Raw genomic sequence first — 18,974 nt, forward strand, 5'->3', positions numbered from 1 at the left:
GGAGCATTGAATGAGTCAGGTGTCGATCATGATTGCCGAAGACGAACCCCTGATGCGGGAGCGTCTCCAGCAGCAGCTCGCCCGATGTTGGCCGGACGCGACAGTCGTCGCGCTGGCGGAAGATGGTCTGAGTGCGCTGCAGGCATTTATCGATCACGAACCGGATATTGTCTTCCTTGATATCCGCATGCCGGGTATGAATGGAATTGATCTGGCGCGACGGATCGGTGCGGGTGCACATATCATCTTCGTCACAGCATATAACCAGTATGCAGTGGAAGCATTTGATGCAGGTGCGGTAGATTACCTGCTCAAACCGGTTGAAGAAGAAAGGCTTGAACGGGCAATCGAGCGTGTTCGCCGCAAATTGCATCAGCCACCCGCCGATTTGAGCCCCTTACTGGCCACGCTGCGATCAGTCATGCCTCAACCAATCGAGCTGGCATCTACGAAATTGCAGTGGATCAAGGCAACGGTAGGGCGTCAGATTCGACTGATTCACGTAAATGATGTGTTGTTTTTTCAGTCGGATAGCAAATACACCCGGGTGGTGACGCGTGATGAGGAGGCGTTTATTCGCACGCCCCTCAAAGAGTTACTTGCAGGCCTGGATCCTGAGCAATTCTGGCAGATTCATCGCGGGACGGTAGTACAGGTAAAATCGATCGCCTCTGCCGAGCGAATTGATGCGGAGCGAATGGAAGTGCGGATGAAGGGAAGCCTCGAGAAGCTCGTTGTGAGTCGAGCCTTTACCCATTTGTTTCGCGAATAGGCATCAGGCATATATGACCTTGCAGTTGTGCAAGGTTCGTTTGGAAAGGGGCATATTGCTTCATGAGGCGTAGTGAGGAATGGCGTTGGCCGATGATGGCGTGCCTAATGGTCTGCTTTACCGGAAACGTGGTGTATGGCGATGAGAAAAAGCCGGAACCCACGCCTCCTGGAAATGCAGTATCAGGCGTCATTACCCAGGCAGGTAAAACCGCGGGGACGGCGATCGAAAAAGTGGGGGAGTCTGCTGCACGCCAAACCATAGAACTCGCGCGTTCCCTGATAGATGATTCATCGTCGAAGGGTGATCTGGATGAGGCTCATTCAATTGTGGTGCGGGGATCGCTATCACTCATGAGTAAATCCTACCGCCAACTCCTTGGCGGGATCAGTGCCTACCGCGCCAACCGGTCGCTGGCGCCAAATTCCACGCTTAGATTCTTTGTGAGCGCACAAACGCCGGGCATTGGCCGTGAGCCGCTCATCGTCAGTGTGATCGGTACCCAGAATTGTTCGATGGATATTCCGGTCGATGATCAGGGCTATTTCATTTCACCGATCGATCCTGTTTGTGAAAAGGAAGATGCCCGCATCTATATCAATCGCACGGATCGTCAGTACGAATGGTGGGCGCGTGTCATGTCCTATGATTTGCCGGACAACGCTATGCGCATGGGAGATTTGCGTTTGCAATACCTGGTTAATCGCTATATCCGGTTTCAGGTCAATGCATTACTGGCTGAACGAAGGGTAGGCGACCGAGATCCGGATTACCCCAAAGATTACGGTTGGTCAGTTGCCGATAAAGTAGATCGGGCAGTGATTACGGATGGCACGTGGGATGAAAGCATCCCTCACGAAGCGATTTACACGGAAAACAATGGTATTCATTACATGCATTTGCCCATGCATAAACGTAATTGGTCAAATGATGCATTGATCCGTTTCTTTGATGCATCTGGCAGACCTGCTTCGCCGCGTATCAATTGGCGTGAGCGCGATGAAAAGGTGCATTAGTATCAGCCGCGAGCGGCAATCATAGGCTGATTGATTGCCAGACAGAATCTGTATTCCACCCCCACAGAATCGACCATGAAAATCCTGATTGCCGAAGACGAACCGCTGATGATGGAGCGGCTTCAATCATTGCTGGCGCTGTGCTGGCCGGAGGCTGAAATTGTTGCGGCCTGCCGAGATGGCATTCTGGCGTGGGAGGCGTTTGTGGCGCACGACCCCGATGTGGCCTTTCTCGATATCCGGATGCCGGGTATGAGTGGATTGGATCTGGCGCGGAGAATGATGCCGCATGCGCATATCGTGTTTGTGACGGCCTATGATCAATATGCCGTTGCTGCATTTGATACGGGGGCTGTGGATTATTTGCTCAAGCCGATTGATGAGGAGCGCTTGCAGCGTGCGGTTGCCCGGCTGAAAGACAAGTTGGCTTCAGCGCCATCCGATTTATCGGTTGTTCTGAAAGAGTTGCAGGCCAAAATTGCACCTGAAACAGAGCGCCTGAAATGGATCAAAGCGACTGTTGGCCGGCAGATTCGCCTGCTGCGTGTCGAAGAGATTCTATTTCTGCAGTCAGACACCAAGTACACCCGTGTGGTGACCAAAGACAGCGAAGCATTTATCCGCACCCCGCTGAAAGAATTGCTGGCGCGCCTTGATCCGGATGAGTTCTGGCAGGTTCATCGTGGCACAGTTGTTCAAGTTGGCTTTATCAAAGCGATTGATCGACTGGATGGCGAGCGTCTGGAAATTGTGCTGGACGGCTGTTCGGAACGTCTGCCAGTCAGCCGTGCATTTGCTCACTTATTTCGCGACTAGATTTTATCTCCCCGAATCGCTTACTCATGCCCGTTTTTCCGGCAGTGGTCACCTGCTGACTGCGCGGAAGGATGATTCCCGTCAAACTGTCTTCATGAAAATACGTAGGAGCGCATGGTGAAGGATGAAGGCAGACCTGACGTCCGGCATTGGCTTTCCCGGCAACTTATCAGCATGGCATTGGCTGAACACCGTGATCATCTCACGTGGGGCAAAGCCTCCTTGCGCGATATTCAGCAACCCGCCCTTTTGAGTCTGGATCAGTGGCTGATTAGCAAGCAGGGTGTGCGCCGGCTATTCACATACGGCGGCTTATGTGACCTGATGTATGTGCTAATTGTGCAAGGCATCATGCATCTTGGCGGACGGTGGGTGGGGCTGGGTGACTGGCCTTTGATGCGGTCGGTGCAACAAGCTGCCTGGATTGAGGCGGGCTTCATCTGGGTACTATCGCCATGGTTGATTGCGCGCTTACTGATATCACACGAGAAATACGCTAGCCGGTTTGCAAGGTGGCGATTCGGGTGTGTGGCAAATCTCCCCGAAGTGCTGCGGTATGTTCGCATGCTGATGCCCGTTGCCGTGATCTGGGTGATTTGGCTGATCTGGCCGGTGTTGTGGGCCCTGCTGGGATTGAGTGAAGCGGGGCTGAAGATGGATACCCTGAGGAACCATGTTCTGGGCGTGGCCATTGTCTGGTGGACAGGGGAGTGCTGGGTGGAGCTGTGCAGTAAAGCGCTACTTTCAGTGCGTACCCGCATTATTCAGATCGAACGGCAAGCCAATGAGGCACGCGTGACGGCGGTGAATCTGTCACAGCGGCTCAGTGAGGCCCAGCTCAGCGCATTGCAGGCACAGATTGAACCCCACTTTCTGTTCAACTCACTGGGTGCTGTGCAGGAGCTTGCACGTATCCACGCACCGGATGCATCCATCCTGACGGCAAAGCTCATCACTTTTCTCCGTCTGACAACGCAGCAACTGAGATCGGGTAAGGCAACCGTTGCAACAGAAGTCCAGATCGCACAGCACTATCTCGACTTGATGGTGTCGTTGAGCTCAGGCCAGTTCAGTGGACGAATTCATTTTGAAGCGGGCATGGAAGAGCTGGAGATCAGCCCTGCACTGCTCATCTTTTTGCTGGAAGATGTGCGCAAGCATGGTGGAATACCGTCGAGCGGCACGCTGGAGATGCATATTCGCACTGAAGGGCATACTGTGCTGATATCGCTGCATATTGCAGCTCAGGGACACACGGAAACGTCTTCAGATTCTGATTGGCAGCGTGAATTGCCACACCGTCTGAATCAGCGATTCCCGTACGCGCATATTCGACAGCTGAAGCAGCATGCTGACGATACGCTGCTGCTGATCACCACGCCCATTGCAGGACATCATGATGGTGACTGAATCCCTCGCTCAGGACGTTCGCGGGCAATCGCGCGTAGTGAATGTACTGATTAGGCTGGACCGCGGCTTTTCGTGGCTCTGGAACTGTACTTCCCACATCCTGCAGGAAGACGTTGATCGTTTCGAGTACTGGCTTATGCACGCGCATGGCTTCCGCAAGATCTGGGCGGGTGCGGTGATCGTGAATGTATTGATCATGCTGCTGGTGGCTGGGGTCGCCGAAGTCGCACTTTTGATTCCCATTCCCTGGATACAGACAAGCGCACCTTCGCTGGTTCCTGTGGCGGGGATTGTCTGCATCGTGGCCATGCCAGCCGTACCCTGGCTGGTATCTGACTTGTGGATCGGCCATCACAAATACCATAACGGCTACCTGAAGTTCATGCTCAATGCCCGTCCATTTGCGCGCAAACGTGCGGGATCTGCCCGCGATGCAATGCTATTGCTCGGTTTGATTGTGGCGCTTGAGGTGGCGGCCTTTTTAACGATTGGCGCGGCGAAAGCACTGGGTGTTTTACCCAGATTTGAAATGGCCGGGTTTGTACCTGCGTCGCATATCATGATCCTGCTGATTTTGCTGGTGCAGGGCGGGGTCACGAATCTGGTTGTGCGTGTGCGCAAAATGATGCTCGCGGGTGAAATCCGTCGGCGCGAGGCCGAGCTGGATACTGCCCGGCTTCGGCAAAAGCTGGACGAATCACGTCTGCTCCAGCTTCAGGCTCGCATGGATACCGATTTACTGTATTCGGTTTTGAAGGACATTGCCGCACGCGCTAAGGCTGGATCACCCGAAGCGGCAAGTCTGGCGACCGAGCTGGAAACTTTTCTGCGCCACTGCATGAATCATCTTCGTGGCGAATATGCCTGCATCGCAGATGAAATCAACATGGTACGGAGCTATCTATCGATCATGCAGCATCGCATGCGAGATCGATTGATACTCGAGTTCGACATTGCACCGCAGTGGTTACAGCACCGGATTCCATCGGCTATGTTGCTGACGTTGGCTGAAAATGCCATCAAACACGGTATCGAACCGAGTCGGGAAGGTGGATCGATCGCAGTCACTGTATATGAGATGGGCAACCAGATTGCGCTCACTGTCTCGGATACCGGTGTCGGTATGAGTGAAATGCCCGGCAGTGGAGTGGGGCTCGACAATATTCGTGAACGGCTGGCGCTATTATTTGGCGACGCAGCATCGCTGGAGCTACAAGAGGTTGAACCGCATGGATTTCAGGCCACTATCCTGATTCCATGCGGTGAAGTCGAGGCGCGTATCGCGAGATAACGTTTATCGCAAATTCGACAGATAAGCGACAACAGCATCTACATCTTCAGGTTTAAGCGAGCCTACCACTGCCGACATCGGTGCGAAGATGCGTTCGCCACTACGCGTGCGATAGCGTTCCAGCGAGATTCTCAGGTAATCAGATTGCTGTCCGGCTAAACGCGGAAAGGTTTCTGCGCCACGCGCTTCCGGGCCATGACACATGGCGCAATTTTGCCGAAAGACCTCCTGTCCTCGCGCAATATTGCCTTTTCCGCCTGCAGGCATCGGGACTGCATTTGAGAAGTAGTAGACGATTTTGAGTTTTTCATCTTCGCTCAGTGCTTTCACCAGGCCTTCCATAAATTCATTTTTGCGTTGTCCATTGGCGAATTTACGAATCTGCGTCAGCAAATAGGCAGGATGCTGACCTGCCAGGTTGGGCACCTCGCCAATTCGGCTATTGCCGTCGCTACCGTGGCAATTGGCGCAAAACGATGCAACCTTTTCGCCGGACTTAAGCGCGGACGCACGTGACGCGGCGGTAGCATCAAATGTCTTCAGTTTGTCCAGGTCGGCATCTGCGGCTGCAAACAGGGCAGAGAACAGCAATAAACTGGCGATCAAACCTTGTAAGAGGCAGCGATTCATGAGCGCAATCCTTTAAATGAAGCCGCCATATTAATGACCCTTGGGTGCATCAAATATGATTTGCCTCAAACCATTGCACAAAATCCATTGGGATCACGGTCTCGCGGTGCTCGTTAATACCACTTGGGTGCATAATGTGCCGATTGAAGAAAGGAGCACATCATGCTGCCCACCGGTGATCTGGCCACGTTTGATGATCCCATGGCCATTCTGACGGTTTGTCACGGTAATTTACGCCGTTACGCCACTTTGACGGCACGTCTGGCCGAATATGTTGATGAGAATGGCTGCGGTGACGAAGCAACCGAAGCTGCAGAGCGGGTGATCCGGTATTTTGCCGTTGCCGCCAAACAGCATCATCAGGATGAAGAGGATGATTTGTTCCCGGCCTTACGTGCCTTGGACGACCCGTCACTCAGTGCATTGCTGGTTGAATTGGAAGTCGAGCATCTGGCGCTCGAACAGCTCTGGATTCCCGTCTACGCATGGTTGCGTCAGGTGGCCGATGGTGTGGCAGACAGTGTGCCAAAGCGAATGCTTGATGAGTTTGTCCTGCGTTATCCGGCACATGCGGATCGTGAGGAGCGGGAAGTGTTTCCGCATGCGAGCCGGCTAGATGCGCACACGCTCACTCGCATTGGTGAGCGTATGTCGCACCGGCGCGGGCTGGCGGTTCAGGCCTGAGTGATCCGTATGACACGGCAAATGCTTAGCTTTTGCCGATCCAGATCACCCGGCGCAGATCGGGTGCGCACGCGCTTGCACATCCGCCGCACCCCTTGGCGCACCCGGATGTTTCCGCTTGCTCGATACGCAGGCGACCCCGGGCGGCCAGCGGTGCCAGCGCGAGTTGCACCTGTTCGCTGTTGAGTCCCACGGTGGCCGCCAGATCGGCCAGTAGCATACTCTTGCGAGACTCAAGCTGATTGCGGATTTGAGCCAGAATCATGGGGATCACTTTCCTTTAAGGCGCGTGCGGCGACTGCTGCTTTGCCATAGACCCGTCGCCACCAGAATCGACATGACAATGCCAATCGGTAGCAATGGAATCGGATGGCTGGCGCTGCCCAGTTGGTAGTAGGTCACCGCAATCAGCCAGGCCAGACTCAGTGTCCAGATGGCGCTGAACACGGTCCATTTCAAGCCGATTTCCTTGCGCATGGCAGATAGCACCGCCACACAAGGGGTATACAGCAGCACAAACAGCATATAGGCATAGGCTGCGCGCAGATTACCGAAGCGCGCATGAATGGCATCCATGCCGCGAGAGGCGGTTTCCTGGCTATGCGCGGCTTTTTCCTGAGCGTCGCCCATATTGATTGGATCTGTGAGGCGGGTAGCCAGCTTGCCCATGTTTTCAGGAATCGTAGAGAGTGCGTTCAGCAGACGGTCTGTGACCGTGCCCGCTTCTTCTGCTTCAACCTCGCCACCGGCAAGACGCTGATAGCTGGCCACGAGCGTACCTGCTACGACTTCCTTGGCCAGCACCCCTGTCACAACACCCACGGTGGCAGGCCAGTTGTCCGGATTGATCCCCATTGGATGCAGGGCGGGCGTAATCGCGCGGGAAACATCTGCCAGAACCGAAGTATCCGGCGCATCAGGATTGAAATGTGCGCCTTCGGTTTGAATGGCAGACAGCAGATTAATGACCAGCACCATTGGCACAATCATAGAGCCGGCACCGGTAATAAATCCGGTGAGTCGCATCCAGGCCTGCCTGAATACATTGCGCATATTGGGCCAATGCCAAGCCGGGAGTTCCATCACGCTGGGAGTCTTATCTGCGGCTAGCAGGGTACTATGCAGCAGCAAGCCGGTTGCAAGTGCAACGGTCAGACCGGCAAGGTAGAGCGACATCACCACCAGACCACCACTATTGGGGAAGAATACCGCCGCAAACAGTGCGTAGACGGGCAGACGCGCGCCGCAGGAAATAAAGGGAATCATCATCGATGACAGAATGCGGCTCGATCGGCTTTCCAGCGTCCGAGTAGCCATCACCGCTGGGACGTTACAGCCAAATCCCACGATCATTGGCACAAACGCCCTGCCCGGCAGTCCCATCGCACGCATTAAGCGGTCGATCACAAAGGCGGCACGCGCCAGATAGCCGCAGTCTTCCAGAATGCCCAGACCCAAGTAGAGACAGGCGATCGTCGGAATAAAGCCCGAGACAGTCTTGATGCCTTCGCCAATGCCGTTACCAAGCACAAAGCCCAGCCAGTTGGGTAAACCAGCCCAGCTCACAATATCATTAGGCAATTGCACAAAGAGTGCCTCTGCCACGCCATTAAATGCATCGATCATGGTGCCACCGAACTGAATGGCCCAAGCAAACAGCAGGTACATCACGAAACCGAAGAGCGGGATACCTGTCCAGCGGCCAAGTGCAATCCGGTCAATACGACGATCATTGAGATCGGGCTCTTTGGGAACGGCACGGACGGCTTGGTCGCGAATGCGGACAATCGCGCTAAATCGCGCATCGGCAATGGCAATATCGGCATCGTCACCATATGCATCGGCTAGTTCTGCAGATACCGACGCGAGGGCATCGGCGTCAACTTCAATGTCGCAACCTTCCAGCGCGGCCAGCGCATCGGCACGATTCAACCCACGTGTGGAAAGGCGACTGACAGCTGTTTCAATGGCATCCCCATACGCGATGAGTGCGGGCGCTGCCGGAAGGGGCTGTCTCAGTTGCGCGCGCAGCGGTGCAATGCCCTCGTCGTTGGTCGATACGACTTCAATCACCGGCACGCCAAGTGCTGCGGAGAGTGCCGACGCATCGACGATCAATCCTTGCTTGCGTGCAAGATCGCTCATGCCCAGCAGCACCAGCATGGGATGACCAAGTTCGATCAGCTGCAATGTAAGAAATAGCTGACGTTCCAGCTGGCGTGCATCAAGCAGATTCAGGATGAGTCCCGACGCATGTCCGCTCAGGTAGTCGCGAGCAACTGCTTCATCGACACCCCCCCCTTCGGTCAGGCTGTAGAGGCCGGGCAAGTCAACAATGGTCACCGACTCGCCATCCAGTGTGAATTCACCGGTTTTACGTTCGACTGTCACACCCGGCCAGTTACCGACAACTTGCCGGCTGCCCGTGAGCTGGTTAAATAGCGTAGTTTTGCCGCAGTTCGGATTACCAATCAGGGCAAGCTGACGAATGACGCTCATGCTGCCCCCACCGGTGTAATGGCCAGTGCATCAGCTTCAAAGCGACGCAACGCAAAGTTAGCGCCGCGCACCTGAATTTCGATCGGGTCACCTAATGGTGCGCGTCGTAGGACTTCAAGCATGGCACCGGGCGTCAGACCCAGCGCAAGCAAGCGCCTGCGCAGAGGGGATGGCCCGATCAGATAGCCGTCAATACTTGCAGATTGCCCCGGTTGCAGGCTGGAGAGCGTAAGCGGTGTGTCACGATGCGTATTCATAGATGAGAATTATACGCATTTAAACTCTACTTGGCATGATCAACATCAAACCGTTGATCAACTGCATGTGAGAAACACAAACATTTGATTCAATTCGCGAAGCACCGGTCAGGCAAGCAGGACTGCGAGCAGGTATCAAGCAAAAGGCCCCACCGAAGTGAGGCCTTGTGTCTGGTGCCCGGAACCGGAATCGAACCGGTACAGCTTGCGCCGAGGGATTTTAAGTCCCTTGTGTCTACCAATTTCACCATCCGGGCGAGGGGGCGAATTGTAACACGAAGTGCGCACGGTGGAAGTGCTTTGGTGGTGTGATCAGGGGACTTGATTATGAAGTGGCTCGCCGGACTCGAATACACGAATATTGTCGAGTGTCGTGTCCGCAATATTGGCGAGTGCCTCCTGTGTTAGAAAACCCTGATGCGAAGTAACGAGCACATTCGGGAATGTAATCAGGCGTGCAAGGACATCATCATTCAGTCCGGTGTCGGATAGGTTCTCGAAAAACACGCCTTCTTCAAGCTCGTACACATCCAGTGCCACCCCTCCAAGCCGATGCTGCTTCACCGCATCCAGCAAGGCTGCGGTATCAACAATGCCTCCCCGACTGGTGTTCACCAGGATGGCACTTTCCTTCATCAGGCGAAGGGCATGCGCATTGATCAGATGGTGGCTTTCCGAGGTGAGCGGGAGGTGCAGTGACACGATATCGGCTGTTTCAAGCAAATCATCCAAGGCCACATATTCGGTGCCCGTCGTCGCGGCAAATGCGTCATCTGGCGCAATGTCGTACAGCAAAACGCGACAACCAAAGCCGCGAGCAATGCGTGCAGCGACCTTGCCGATTTTTCCAGTTCCGACAATTCCGAACGTTTTTCCAAACAAATCGAACCCGACGAGTCCCTCCAGTGAGAAGTTGGCATCGCGAATACGATCATGCGCGCGGTGAATTTTCCGAACCAGGCAGAGCAGTAATGCAAATGCATGTTCGGCAACCGCATGGGGAGAGTATGCAGGTACGCGGACGATGCTGATCCCGAGTGCACGTGCTGTTGTCAGATCAATGCCGTTGTAGCCTGCCGCGCGCAAGGCAATCAATCGTGTTCCGCCCGCACTGAGTTGTGCCAGCGTAGGGGCATCAATGCGGCAATTTACAAATGGGCAAACCACCGGAAAGCCGCGTGCGAGCACGGCTGTGTCCAGATGCAATCGTGGTTCGTAAAATTGCAATTCGTGGCCGAACTGGCGATTGGCCCGTTCAAAGGACTCGCGATCATAGGCGTGGGTATCAAATACGGCGACGCGCATGGTGTGCTCCCTGCATATCTTGTTTTATTCGCCGACGGGATCGGCGCTGTCATGGTTATAATCATCAGCCTGAAATTCGCGGAAAGCCAGCCCGATGGGTGCAATTCTTCAAGATGTTGATCTGCAGGCACACAATACGCTTGCCTTGCCTGCCCGGGCTGAGCACTTTGCCGTGCTGGACGAACTGTCCCTGCTGGATGAGATTCGTGCGCAGTTTTCTGCGGAGCAGATTCATGTGCTGGGCGGCGGCTCAAATCTCTGGTTACCCGAGCGAGTGAGGGGACTGGTGCTTCAGGTTGCACTCAAAGGCAAGACCCTGACCCGGGAAGACGCCGATCATCGCTACATTACCGCATCGGCAGGCGAAAACTGGCACGATCTGGTTCTGTGGACGCTGGCGCAGGGCTGGGGCGGCTTGGAAAATCTCTCGCTTATTCCGGGGACAGTCGGCGCGGCGCCGGTACAAAATGTCGGCGCATACGGGGTCGAAATTGCAGATCGCTTTCACTCGCTGACAGCTGTGAATCTGGACGATGGCCAGCTGCACATCTTTACGGCGGACATGTGTCAATTTGCATATCGTCACAGCATCTTCAAACGGCCAGACGCCGGCCGCTGGCTGATTACCGCAGTGACATTTCGTTTGCCGCGCGTCTGGACGCCTGTGCTGGGCTACGGCGATCTTGCCGCTCGCTTGGCCAGTGGTATACCCACGCCCGTCGAGGTAGCAGATGCTGTTATGGCAATTCGTCGCAGTAAGCTACCTGATCCAGCCGTGATCCCGAACGCAGGCAGTTTTTTCCACAATCCGGTGGTGGAGCAGGAGGTGGCTGCAGCACTTAAATCCCGTTACCCAGCACTTCCGGTTTACCCGCAAGCGGATGGCCGGGTGAAACTTGCAGCTGGTTGGCTGATCGAGCAGTGCGGCTGGAAAGGACGAACGCTGGGGCACGCAGGCATGTTTGACAAGCAGGCGCTGGTACTGGTTAATCATGGCGGCGCCGTGAGTGCAGATATTGCAGCAGTTTGTGCTGCCGTGCGTGCCGACGTGCTGACCCGTTTCGGCGTGAGCCTTAATCCGGAGCCGATACGTTGGTAAGCTGCGTTTTGGCTGGCAGCATCGCAATCACGCGTTCGACTGCTCCTTTATGTTTGTTCACCAACGCGCGCCCTGCAATCCGCATCTCATTGCGGGTAGACGGATCGTCCAGTAAGCGGGATACCGTATCAATCAATTCGCTGGCATCCTGAACCTGACGAGCCGCACCCGCAGCCAGTGCTTCAGCGGTTGCTTCGGGGAAATTGAATGTCGATGGGCCAAATACCACAGGACAACCCAAGGCACATGGCTCGATCACATTGTGACAGCCAAACGCCAGCAGGCTACCGCCAACAAATGCGACATCCACTGCTGACAACCAGGCCGTCATCTCGCCCATCGAATCACCCAGAATCACCTGCGTGCCCGCAGGCAGGGGCGATGTTCCATCCCACTGACTGCGCCTGACATAGGTGAGGGCATGCTGATCCAGTAGATCGGCAACCTCATCAAAGCGTTCGGGGTGGCGTGGTACCAGAATGAGCAATGCATGCGCAGCCCAGGGAGAACAGGCCAGTTGCGCCAGAATCAGCGCCTCTTCCCCTTCGCGGGTACTCGCTGCCAGCCATGTAGGTTGTTTGCCAATCGTTTTACGCCATTGCCGCCCCTGATCGATCAGTCGTTGCCCGGGGTGGAAATCAAACTTCAGATTGCCGCTGACCTGAATGGCAGGCGCAAACGAGCCAGCCAGTTCGCGCAATTTGCGCGCTGCCTCATCGCTTTGCGCTGCGATGCCGCTCAGCTCCCCGAGCGCCGGTGCAATCAGATGGCGGATACGCATATAACCGGCAAGCGATTTGTCTGATAAGCGTGCGTTGACTACATACACTGGCACACCCAGCTGCTTGGCAAAATGGAACAGATTGGGCCACAGTTCCGTTTCCAGAATCAGTCCAACGTCAGGCCGGTAATGGCGCAGGAAGCGTTTGACGGCGCCTGGCTGGTCGTAGGGCAGATAGGCTTGCAGGATCCCGTCACCAAACAGCTTGCGAGCCGTGTCGCGGCCGGTTGGTGTCATGCCGGTCATCAAAATCTGATGATGGGGATAATGCTGCTGCAGCGCCCGGATCAGCGGGGCTGCCGCGCGAGTTTCACCCACCGAAACGGAGTGTACCCATAAAATAGGTTTGGCTTCGATCGCAGGATAGTAACCGAAGCGCTCGCCCCAGTGATCGGCATAGCCTGCGATCTGTCTGCTGCGACGCCACAGATAAAGCATGATCAGCGGCGTGGCCAGATACCAGGCCAGGCTGTACAGGCGTCTTAGCATGTGCGGGCCTCCAGTGCGCGCTGCGTGGCGGCCATGACGTCAACGCAGCGGGGCGGGGCGCCATATTCACCGAGGTTTTCATAAAATCCACCAGCCAGTACGCCGGTCAGGCCGGGGTTACTGGCGCAATACAGGGCAACGACGGGCGTCCCCACTGCTGCGGCCAGATGCACTAGCCCTGTGTCTACACCCACGACTGCGCGGGCGTCCTGCAATAGCCGCGCGCCTTCAGGCAGTGTCAGTTTGGGGGCAACAACGGCATCGGTGATCTGTGCGGCAATCTCCTGTGCACGCTGCGCTTCGCGGGGGCTGCCCCATGGCAGAATGATACGTAGACCTTGAGCCGCAAGCTGAGTTCCCAGCTCAATCCAGTTTTCATTGGCCCAGAGTTTGTCATCGCGGCTAGTGGCCGTCAGGCATACCACATAGGGCTGTGCTCCGCGCCACATTTGAGGCAGATCGGGTGCAGTAATACCGTAATTCACTCGCTCATCGGGTGTGTAGCCTAGGGGGGCAGCCGTGATCAGGCGATTACGGATCACAGCATGCAGGTCACGCGAAACAGCAAAGCGTCTGTCGTACAGGAGGCTGGCCAATGGTTCGCGGATGCTGCGACGGTCGTAACCAGCCGTCGGCGCATGTCCGAAGCTGCTGACGATCGCACTCTTGACCAAGCCTTGAGAGTCAATAATCAGGTCATACTGTTCGGATGCGAGCGTATGCCTAAAGGCACTGATTTCAGACCAGGTTTTGCGGCTCAGCATATTTTTTCGCCAGCGACGCAAGGCAAATGGAATCACCTTGGTCACGGCAGGATGCAGGCGTGGCAAATCGGCAAAGCCTTCCTCTACCGCCCAATGAATGTCGGCGTTGGGGTAAGCGTTTGCAAGATCGGTAATTGCGGGGAAATTGTGAATTACATCGCCCATCGAACTTAGGCGAACAATCAGGATTTTCGGCATCCTGCGATTATAACTGCCAGACGCAAGTGGGGCGACTGGCAAGACAAACGTCACGTATGACAATACACTAGCGCCTGTGCCGCACGAAAGCCCCGATATGACCCCTATTTCCCTTCTGATCATCACCCGAAACGCTGCAAGCCAGTTACAGGCTTGTATTGAGTCCGCTCGCGACATTGCAGCAGAAATCGTGGTGGTGGATTCCGGGAGTGAGGATGGCACGATCGAACTGGCCGAACAGCTTGGCGCACGTGTGGTATCCGCGCCATTCATGGGCTTTGGGCCGCAAAAGCGACTTGCTGTGTCCCTTGCTCTGCATGACTGGGTACTGTGTCTCGATGCTGACGAGCGTTTGACACCCGAGTTGCGGGAGGGCATCCGCACAGGTGTGCCCGGTCAGTATTCAGCCTACATATTGACGCGTCGCAATCTGTTTTTTGGTCGTTATCTGCGTCATGGCGAGGCCTATCCTGATCCATGTCTCCGTCTGTTTGATCGTCGGTTCGCCAACTGGTCGGAAGATGCAGTACATGAAAAGGTGCTGACCTCGCACCCAGTGGGTCGGGTTGCAGGAGATTTGCTTCATGATTCTGCCATGAACCTGGGTCATTATATCGATAAGCAAAATCGGTACACCACGACTCAGGCAGCCATGCTGTTTGCTGCAGGAAAGCGTGCCAGTATCGCAAAGATGTGTCTTTCACCTGCGGCGCGATTTATTCGTTTCTATTTCTTCAGATTAGGCATGCTGGATGGTGTTGCCGGCCTCACGCATATTCTGATTGGTAGTTTCTTTGCCTTTGTAAAATATGCCAAGTTGCGCGAGCACTGGCGAACTGAGTCTCACACATGAAAATTTTGGTCACCGGTGCAGCAGGATTCATCGGTATGCATATGTCGACCGCCTTGTGCCAGCAAGGACATCAGGTGATCGGCATAGATGATTTAAATGATTACTACCCCGCAAGTCTGAAGCAGCAACGTCTGGTGCAGTTGCAGTCCCATGCAGGTTTCTCGTTTCAACATCTCGATATTGCCGAGCCAGATGCACTCAGCCAGCTCATGGCCTGCCATCGACCAGATGTGGTTATTCATCTGGCTGCGCAGCCGGGCGTGCGCTATTCGCAGGAAAACCCGCTAGCCTACACGCGCAGCAACTTGATCGGGTTCACCGAGTTACTGGAAGCGTGCAGGCTATACCCGGTCAGGCACTTGATCTTTGCCAGTACATCGAGTGTCTACGGTAGCAATCTCACTGTCCCCCTGCATGAATCCGAAGCCACGGATGCGCCGCTTAGCTTTTATGCGGCCACCAAAAAGGCCAACGAAGTCATGGCCTACAGCTATGCGCATCTGTACGGTATTCCCATGACCGGCCTGCGATTTTTTACGGTTTATGGTCCGTGGGGACGACCCGATATGGCGCCTTGGCTGTTTACCGATGCCATCTTGCATAACAGGCCAATCAAAGTGTTCGGGCATGGCAAGCTGCAGCGCGATTTCACCTATGTGAGCGATATCGTTGAATCGATGTCGCGCCTGATTCATTTGCCACCTGATGCCAGTCAGGGCGATCCGTATAGGGTATTCAATATCGGCAATCACCAGCCGGTGGCCATTCCCGACTTTATTGCCACGCTGGAGCGTGTACTTGGCAAGTCGGCCATCACCGAATCTGTCGATATGCAACCCGGCGATGTGCCATCAACCTGCGCGGACTGCACGGCGCTGACGGCTGTCACCGGCTTTTGCCCATCCGTTCAGCTCGAAGACGGTTTGTCTCGGTTTGTGGCGTGGTATCGCGATTACCATGGCGTGTGACCTGCGCGTATACTGAAAAAATAAAAAAGGGCGCTCAAAGCGCCCGTTTTTCTTTGATTGATGCAGATTATCGCTGCATATCCTTCAGCCACTGCGCAGCCTGTGGCGCAAAATAGCTGAGAATCCCGTCTGCGCCGGCACGGCGGAATGACATCAGCGTTTCCAGTACCACGGCTTCTTCATTTAGCCAGCCATTTGCTGCCGCAGCCTTCAGCTGGGCATATTCGCCGGATACCTGATAGGCGTAGGTCGGCACCGCAAACGTCTCTTTCACTCGGCGCACGATATCCAGATACGGCAAGCCTGGCTTGACCATGACCATATCAGCGCCTTCTTGCAGGTCCAGCGCGACCTCATGAAGTGCTTCGTCGCCATTGGCCGGATCCATCTGGTAGGTATATTTGTTGCCCTTGCCCAGATTCCCCGCAGAGCCCACTGCATCACGGAAAGGACCATAATAGTTCGATGCGTATTTGGCAGAGTAAGCCATGATGCGGGTATGAATATGACCCGCACTGTCGAGTGCATTGCGGATCGCACCGATGCGGCCATCCATCATGTCAGATGGCGCGACCACATCCACACCTGCTTCTGCGTGGCACAGTGCCTGCTTGACCAGTACGGAGACGGTCTCATCATTCAGCACATAGCCCTGTTCATCAATCAGGCCATCCTGGCCGTGGCTGGTGTAGGGGTCCAGTGCGATATCGGTCATGATGCCCAATTCCGGGAAGCGTGCCTTCAGCGCACGAACCACCGTCGGCACCAATCCTTCAGGGTGATAGGCCGCTTCGGCCAGCAGGGTTTTCTGACTGCGGATATTCGGGAAGAGAGCCATCAGTGGAATGCCCAGTTCCAATGTACGCTCGGCTTCTGGCAGCAGGCGTTCCAGCGTCATGCGCAAGACGCCCGGCATGGAGGCAACGGCTTCTTCGCGGCGATCATTGCCTTCGAGTACAAATACCGGCCAGATCAGATTATGGGCGCTCAGATGATTTTCGCGCATCATGCGCCGGGAAAAGTCATCATGGCGCATCCGGCGGGGGCGGAAGGAGGGGAAGCTGCGATTGGCGTTGATCATGTGGCAGATCCTGAACGTGTGAACGTCGCCATTCTAGACCGATTGCTCAGAACCCGGTTTGATCAGTGTAAAGTTTTTAGGATGTAGCAGTGATCTGACCATCCCAGATCATGTCCTGATGCGGAATTTCATCTTCAAGGTAGATGTCGCCCTGTGCCACGAAGCCGAGAGACTGGTAGAAATCAGTCAAGTAGACTTGAGCGCCGATGCGATTGGGTTGGCCCGCGTAGGTGATCGCATGCTGTTGTTGCGCGCGTAGAATCAGTTCGCGCGCAAGTCCCTTGCCGCGCATGGCTGGTGCGACGAGTACGCGCCCGAACGATGCTTCTGCAAACTTCATTCCGGGCGGTACCAGGCGCAAGTAGGCAGCGGGGCGAGCCTGATCATCGTACCCGACCAGATGCAGGCAGTCAGGGTCGAGTTCGTCCAGATCAGGGTAGGGACAGCGCTGTTCGACAATAAACACCGCCTGCCGCAGCACGCCGATGTCGTGCCATTCATTGGCAGTGAATTCAGTGAGTGTCGCCCAGCGCCAGTTCAGCATTATTTGCCCAGACGCCCGCGCGCATAGGCAATGGCCGCACGTACCTGTTGCGGCGCAGTGCCACCTACATGGTTACGGCTGGCCAGCGAGCCTTCAGGCGTCAGAACGTCAAACACATCCTGGCCGATCAGCGGCGAGAAGCTGCGTAACTCCACCAATGCCAGATCAGCCAGATCCTTACCCGCTTCCGATGCATAGCGCACAGCGAGTGCCACGGCTTCGTGCGCATCACGGAAGGGCAGTCCCTTCTTCACCAGGTAGTCGGCCAGATCCGTTGCGGTTGCATAGCCCTGGCGCACTGCTCGACGCATGGCTTCCGGCTTGACTACCACGCCACGCATCATGTCGGCCACCACGCGCAGGGTCGCCAGCAGTGTGTCTGCGGTGTCGAACAGCGGTTCTTTATCTTCCTGATTGTCCTTGTTGTAGGCCAGCGGCTGGCCTTTCATCAGCGTCAGCAGGGAAATGAGATTGCCGTTCACTCGACCGGTCTTGCCGCGCACCAGTTCGGGAATGTCGGGGTTTTTCTTTTGCGGCATGATGCTCGAGCCGGTGCAATAGCGGTCGGCCAGATCAATAAAGCCAAAGCGCGGATTCATCCACAGAATCAGCTCTTCCGAGAGTCGCGACAGATGCACCATGATCAGCGCAGCGGCGGACTGGAATTCAATTGCGAAATCGCGGTCGGACACGGCATCCAGCGAATTGCGGCATACATCCTCGAAGCCGAGTTGCTGTGCCACCCACTCGCGGTCGATCGGGTAGCTGGTGCCCGCCAGTGCGGCGGAGCCCAGCGGCAGGCGATTCACGCGCTTGCGTGCATCGCGCAGGCGTTCTTCATCGCGTGCCAGCATCTCCACGTAAGCCATCAGGTGATGGCCGAATGTAATCGGCTGGGCCACCTGCAGGTGTGTAAAGCCGGGCATAACGGTTTCGGCATTGGTTTCAGCCAGATCAATCATGCTGACCTGAAGTTCGCGCAGCAGAGTGACAAGATCATCGATGTTGGCGCGTAGCCACAGGCGAATATCGGTGGCCACCTGATCATTACGGCTACGGCCGGTATGCAGGCGCTTGCCCGCATCGCCAATGCGGTCAGTCAGACGCTTTTCGATATTCATGTGTACATCTTCGAGGTCAATCGACCATTCGAAGGTGCCCGCGCGGATACTGGCGAGGATGTCGGACATGCCGCCTTCGATCGCGATCAGGTCGTCTGACGACAGTACCCCGACGCGATTCAGCATACGTGCATGCGCCAGCGAGCCCTGAATGTCGAACTCCGCCAGTCGGTGATCAAATGTCACGGAGGCAGTATAACGCTTGACCAGTTCGGCAACTGGCTCGGAAAAACGGCCAGACCAGGCCTTGGAGTTGTCAGACGACATCGCTAGATTCCGCGGAAAATATTCAAAAAAGCTGTAGTCGGCATTATATGGGAGTTGCGTGCGTTTTTTGGCATTTGCGTTGCATAAATCGTGTTTGATGGACAACGAGTGACGCTGGCGTGGTTATAA

Annotated in this window: 19 protein-coding genes and 1 tRNA gene; 9 read left to right on the forward strand and 11 right to left on the reverse strand. The window is 55.5% G+C overall.

All coding sequences use genetic code 11. The features are described from left to right. The first annotated feature begins 10 nt into the window (after window positions 1–10). From KSF73_03665 to KSF73_03685, 5 genes are all read left to right on the forward strand, one after another. Window positions 11–772: a LytTR family DNA-binding domain-containing protein gene (locus tag KSF73_03665; protein MBV1774810.1), complete on the forward strand. Its 762-nt coding sequence runs from the start codon at window positions 11–13 to the stop codon at window positions 770–772. A gap of 92 nt (window positions 773–864) precedes the next feature. Further along, window positions 865–1,788: a hypothetical protein gene (locus KSF73_03670; GenBank protein MBV1774811.1), complete on the forward strand. Its 924-nt coding sequence runs from the start codon at window positions 865–867 to the stop codon at window positions 1,786–1,788. 75 nt (window positions 1,789–1,863) lie between these two features. After that, window positions 1,864–2,604, forward strand: coding sequence for a LytTR family DNA-binding domain-containing protein (locus KSF73_03675; protein MBV1774812.1), 741 nt, complete (start codon window positions 1,864–1,866; stop codon window positions 2,602–2,604). A 174-nt stretch (window positions 2,605–2,778) separates the two neighbouring features. After that, window positions 2,779–4,014 (forward strand): histidine kinase, encoded by a 1,236-nt coding sequence (locus tag KSF73_03680; GenBank protein ID MBV1774813.1) that lies wholly within the window; start codon window positions 2,779–2,781, stop codon window positions 4,012–4,014. Further along, window positions 4,004–5,305, forward strand: a complete 1,302-nt coding sequence (locus KSF73_03685) for a histidine kinase (protein MBV1774814.1) — start codon at window positions 4,004–4,006, stop codon at window positions 5,303–5,305. The genes KSF73_03680 and KSF73_03685 overlap by 11 nt, the downstream gene beginning before the upstream one ends. A 3-nt stretch (window positions 5,306–5,308) precedes the next feature. Here the strand turns inward: KSF73_03685 and KSF73_03690 are convergent, their stop codons facing one another. Then, window positions 5,309–5,935: a cytochrome c gene (locus KSF73_03690; GenBank protein MBV1774815.1), complete on the reverse strand. Its 627-nt coding sequence runs from the start codon at window positions 5,933–5,935 to the stop codon at window positions 5,309–5,311. 162 nt (window positions 5,936–6,097) lie between these two features. Between KSF73_03690 and KSF73_03695 the strand changes: the two genes are divergently transcribed. Further along, on the forward strand, window positions 6,098–6,619 hold the full coding sequence (locus KSF73_03695) for a hemerythrin domain-containing protein (GenBank protein MBV1774816.1): 522 nt from the start codon (window positions 6,098–6,100) through the stop codon (window positions 6,617–6,619). 25 nt (window positions 6,620–6,644) lie between these two features. Here the strand turns inward: KSF73_03695 and KSF73_03700 are convergent, their stop codons facing one another. The 5 genes from KSF73_03700 to KSF73_03720 form a co-directional block, all read right to left on the reverse strand. Beyond that, window positions 6,645–6,884, reverse strand: a complete 240-nt coding sequence (locus tag KSF73_03700) for a FeoC-like transcriptional regulator (protein ID MBV1774817.1) — start codon at window positions 6,882–6,884, stop codon at window positions 6,645–6,647. Window positions 6,885–6,889: 5 nt separating this feature from the next. Then, window positions 6,890–9,118 carry a ferrous iron transport protein B gene (gene feoB / locus KSF73_03705; GenBank protein MBV1774818.1) on the reverse strand — a complete coding sequence of 743 codons (2,229 nt, stop codon included), beginning with the start codon at window positions 9,116–9,118 and terminating at the stop codon, window positions 6,890–6,892. Next, window positions 9,115–9,375: a FeoA domain-containing protein gene (locus KSF73_03710; protein ID MBV1774819.1), complete on the reverse strand. Its 261-nt coding sequence runs from the start codon at window positions 9,373–9,375 to the stop codon at window positions 9,115–9,117. Before KSF73_03710 ends, feoB begins: the two co-directional genes overlap by 4 nt. A gap of 172 nt (window positions 9,376–9,547) precedes the next feature. After that, window positions 9,548–9,632, reverse strand: a tRNA-Leu gene (locus KSF73_03715). A 55-nt stretch (window positions 9,633–9,687) separates the two neighbouring features. Continuing rightward, window positions 9,688–10,680 carry a 2-hydroxyacid dehydrogenase gene (locus tag KSF73_03720; protein MBV1774820.1) on the reverse strand — a complete coding sequence of 331 codons (993 nt, stop codon included), beginning with the start codon at window positions 10,678–10,680 and terminating at the stop codon, window positions 9,688–9,690. A 94-nt stretch (window positions 10,681–10,774) separates the two neighbouring features. On the opposite strand from KSF73_03720, the gene murB reads away from it, so the two are divergent. Next, window positions 10,775–11,779 carry a UDP-N-acetylmuramate dehydrogenase gene (murB, locus tag KSF73_03725; protein MBV1774821.1) on the forward strand — a complete coding sequence of 335 codons (1,005 nt, stop codon included), beginning with the start codon at window positions 10,775–10,777 and terminating at the stop codon, window positions 11,777–11,779. On the opposite strand, the gene waaA is transcribed toward murB, so the two are convergent. Both waaA and waaC read right to left on the reverse strand, forming a co-directional pair. Further along, window positions 11,754–13,049, reverse strand: coding sequence for a lipid IV(A) 3-deoxy-D-manno-octulosonic acid transferase (waaA, locus tag KSF73_03730; GenBank protein MBV1774822.1), 1,296 nt, complete (start codon window positions 13,047–13,049; stop codon window positions 11,754–11,756). The genes murB and waaA overlap by 26 nt on opposite strands. Continuing rightward, the gene (gene waaC, locus KSF73_03735) at window positions 13,043–14,011 is read right to left on the reverse strand and encodes a lipopolysaccharide heptosyltransferase I (protein MBV1774823.1); all 969 of its coding nucleotides are present in this window, start codon (window positions 14,009–14,011) and stop codon (window positions 13,043–13,045) included. The genes waaA and waaC overlap by 7 nt, the downstream gene beginning before the upstream one ends. A gap of 97 nt (window positions 14,012–14,108) precedes the next feature. On the opposite strand from waaC, the gene KSF73_03740 reads away from it, so the two are divergent. Both KSF73_03740 and KSF73_03745 read left to right on the forward strand, forming a co-directional pair. After that, entirely contained in the window at window positions 14,109–14,864 is a 756-nt protein-coding gene (locus KSF73_03740) for a glycosyltransferase family 2 protein (protein ID MBV1774824.1), read from the forward strand. Next, on the forward strand, window positions 14,861–15,832 hold the full coding sequence (locus KSF73_03745) for an NAD-dependent epimerase/dehydratase family protein (GenBank protein MBV1774825.1): 972 nt from the start codon (window positions 14,861–14,863) through the stop codon (window positions 15,830–15,832). Before KSF73_03740 ends, KSF73_03745 begins: the two co-directional genes overlap by 4 nt. 67 nt (window positions 15,833–15,899) lie before the next feature. Here the strand turns inward: KSF73_03745 and hemB are convergent, their stop codons facing one another. The 3 genes from hemB to argH all read right to left on the reverse strand — a co-directional run bounded on the left by hemB (window position 15,900) and on the right by argH (window position 18,845). Beyond that, window positions 15,900–16,913, reverse strand: coding sequence for a porphobilinogen synthase (gene hemB / locus KSF73_03750; protein MBV1774826.1), 1,014 nt, complete (start codon window positions 16,911–16,913; stop codon window positions 15,900–15,902). A 76-nt stretch (window positions 16,914–16,989) separates the two neighbouring features. Continuing rightward, window positions 16,990–17,457: a GNAT family N-acetyltransferase gene (locus tag KSF73_03755; GenBank protein ID MBV1774827.1), complete on the reverse strand. Its 468-nt coding sequence runs from the start codon at window positions 17,455–17,457 to the stop codon at window positions 16,990–16,992. Beyond that, window positions 17,457–18,845, reverse strand: coding sequence for an argininosuccinate lyase (argH, locus tag KSF73_03760; protein MBV1774828.1), 1,389 nt, complete (start codon window positions 18,843–18,845; stop codon window positions 17,457–17,459). Before argH ends, KSF73_03755 begins: the two co-directional genes overlap by 1 nt. Between the last annotated feature and the right edge of the window lie 129 nt (window positions 18,846–18,974).

Source organism: Burkholderiaceae bacterium DAT-1, from assembly GCA_019084025.1.
Classification (GTDB): Bacteria; Pseudomonadota; Gammaproteobacteria; order Burkholderiales; family Chitinimonadaceae; genus DAT-1.

Bases quoted from the DNA above. Each gene is read 5' to 3' on its own strand.
- KSF73_03665 (MBV1774810.1), top strand. From the start codon at position 11: ATGAGTCAGGTGTCGATCATGATTGCCGAAGACGAACCCCTGATGCGG.
- KSF73_03670 (MBV1774811.1), top strand. From the start codon at position 865: ATGATGGCGTGCCTAATGGTCTGCTTTACCGGAAACGTGGTGTATGGC.
- KSF73_03675 (MBV1774812.1), top strand. From the start codon at position 1,864: ATGAAAATCCTGATTGCCGAAGACGAACCGCTGATGATGGAGCGGCTT.
- KSF73_03680 (MBV1774813.1), top strand. From the start codon at position 2,779: ATGGCATTGGCTGAACACCGTGATCATCTCACGTGGGGCAAAGCCTCC.
- KSF73_03685 (MBV1774814.1), top strand. From the start codon at position 4,004: ATGGTGACTGAATCCCTCGCTCAGGACGTTCGCGGGCAATCGCGCGTA.
- KSF73_03690 (MBV1774815.1), bottom strand. From the start codon at position 5,935: ATGAATCGCTGCCTCTTACAAGGTTTGATCGCCAGTTTATTGCTGTTC.
- KSF73_03695 (MBV1774816.1), top strand. From the start codon at position 6,098: ATGCTGCCCACCGGTGATCTGGCCACGTTTGATGATCCCATGGCCATT.
- KSF73_03700 (MBV1774817.1), bottom strand. From the start codon at position 6,884: ATGATTCTGGCTCAAATCCGCAATCAGCTTGAGTCTCGCAAGAGTATG.
- feoB (MBV1774818.1), bottom strand. From the start codon at position 9,118: ATGAGCGTCATTCGTCAGCTTGCCCTGATTGGTAATCCGAACTGCGGC.
- KSF73_03710 (MBV1774819.1), bottom strand. From the start codon at position 9,375: ATGAATACGCATCGTGACACACCGCTTACGCTCTCCAGCCTGCAACCG.
- KSF73_03720 (MBV1774820.1), bottom strand. From the start codon at position 10,680: ATGCGCGTCGCCGTATTTGATACCCACGCCTATGATCGCGAGTCCTTT.
- murB (MBV1774821.1), top strand. From the start codon at position 10,775: ATGGGTGCAATTCTTCAAGATGTTGATCTGCAGGCACACAATACGCTT.
- waaA (MBV1774822.1), bottom strand. From the start codon at position 13,049: ATGCTAAGACGCCTGTACAGCCTGGCCTGGTATCTGGCCACGCCGCTG.
- waaC (MBV1774823.1), bottom strand. From the start codon at position 14,011: ATGCCGAAAATCCTGATTGTTCGCCTAAGTTCGATGGGCGATGTAATT.
- KSF73_03740 (MBV1774824.1), top strand. From the start codon at position 14,109: ATGACCCCTATTTCCCTTCTGATCATCACCCGAAACGCTGCAAGCCAG.
- KSF73_03745 (MBV1774825.1), top strand. From the start codon at position 14,861: ATGAAAATTTTGGTCACCGGTGCAGCAGGATTCATCGGTATGCATATG.
- hemB (MBV1774826.1), bottom strand. From the start codon at position 16,913: ATGATCAACGCCAATCGCAGCTTCCCCTCCTTCCGCCCCCGCCGGATG.
- KSF73_03755 (MBV1774827.1), bottom strand. From the start codon at position 17,457: ATGCTGAACTGGCGCTGGGCGACACTCACTGAATTCACTGCCAATGAA.
- argH (MBV1774828.1), bottom strand. From the start codon at position 18,845: ATGTCGTCTGACAACTCCAAGGCCTGGTCTGGCCGTTTTTCCGAGCCA.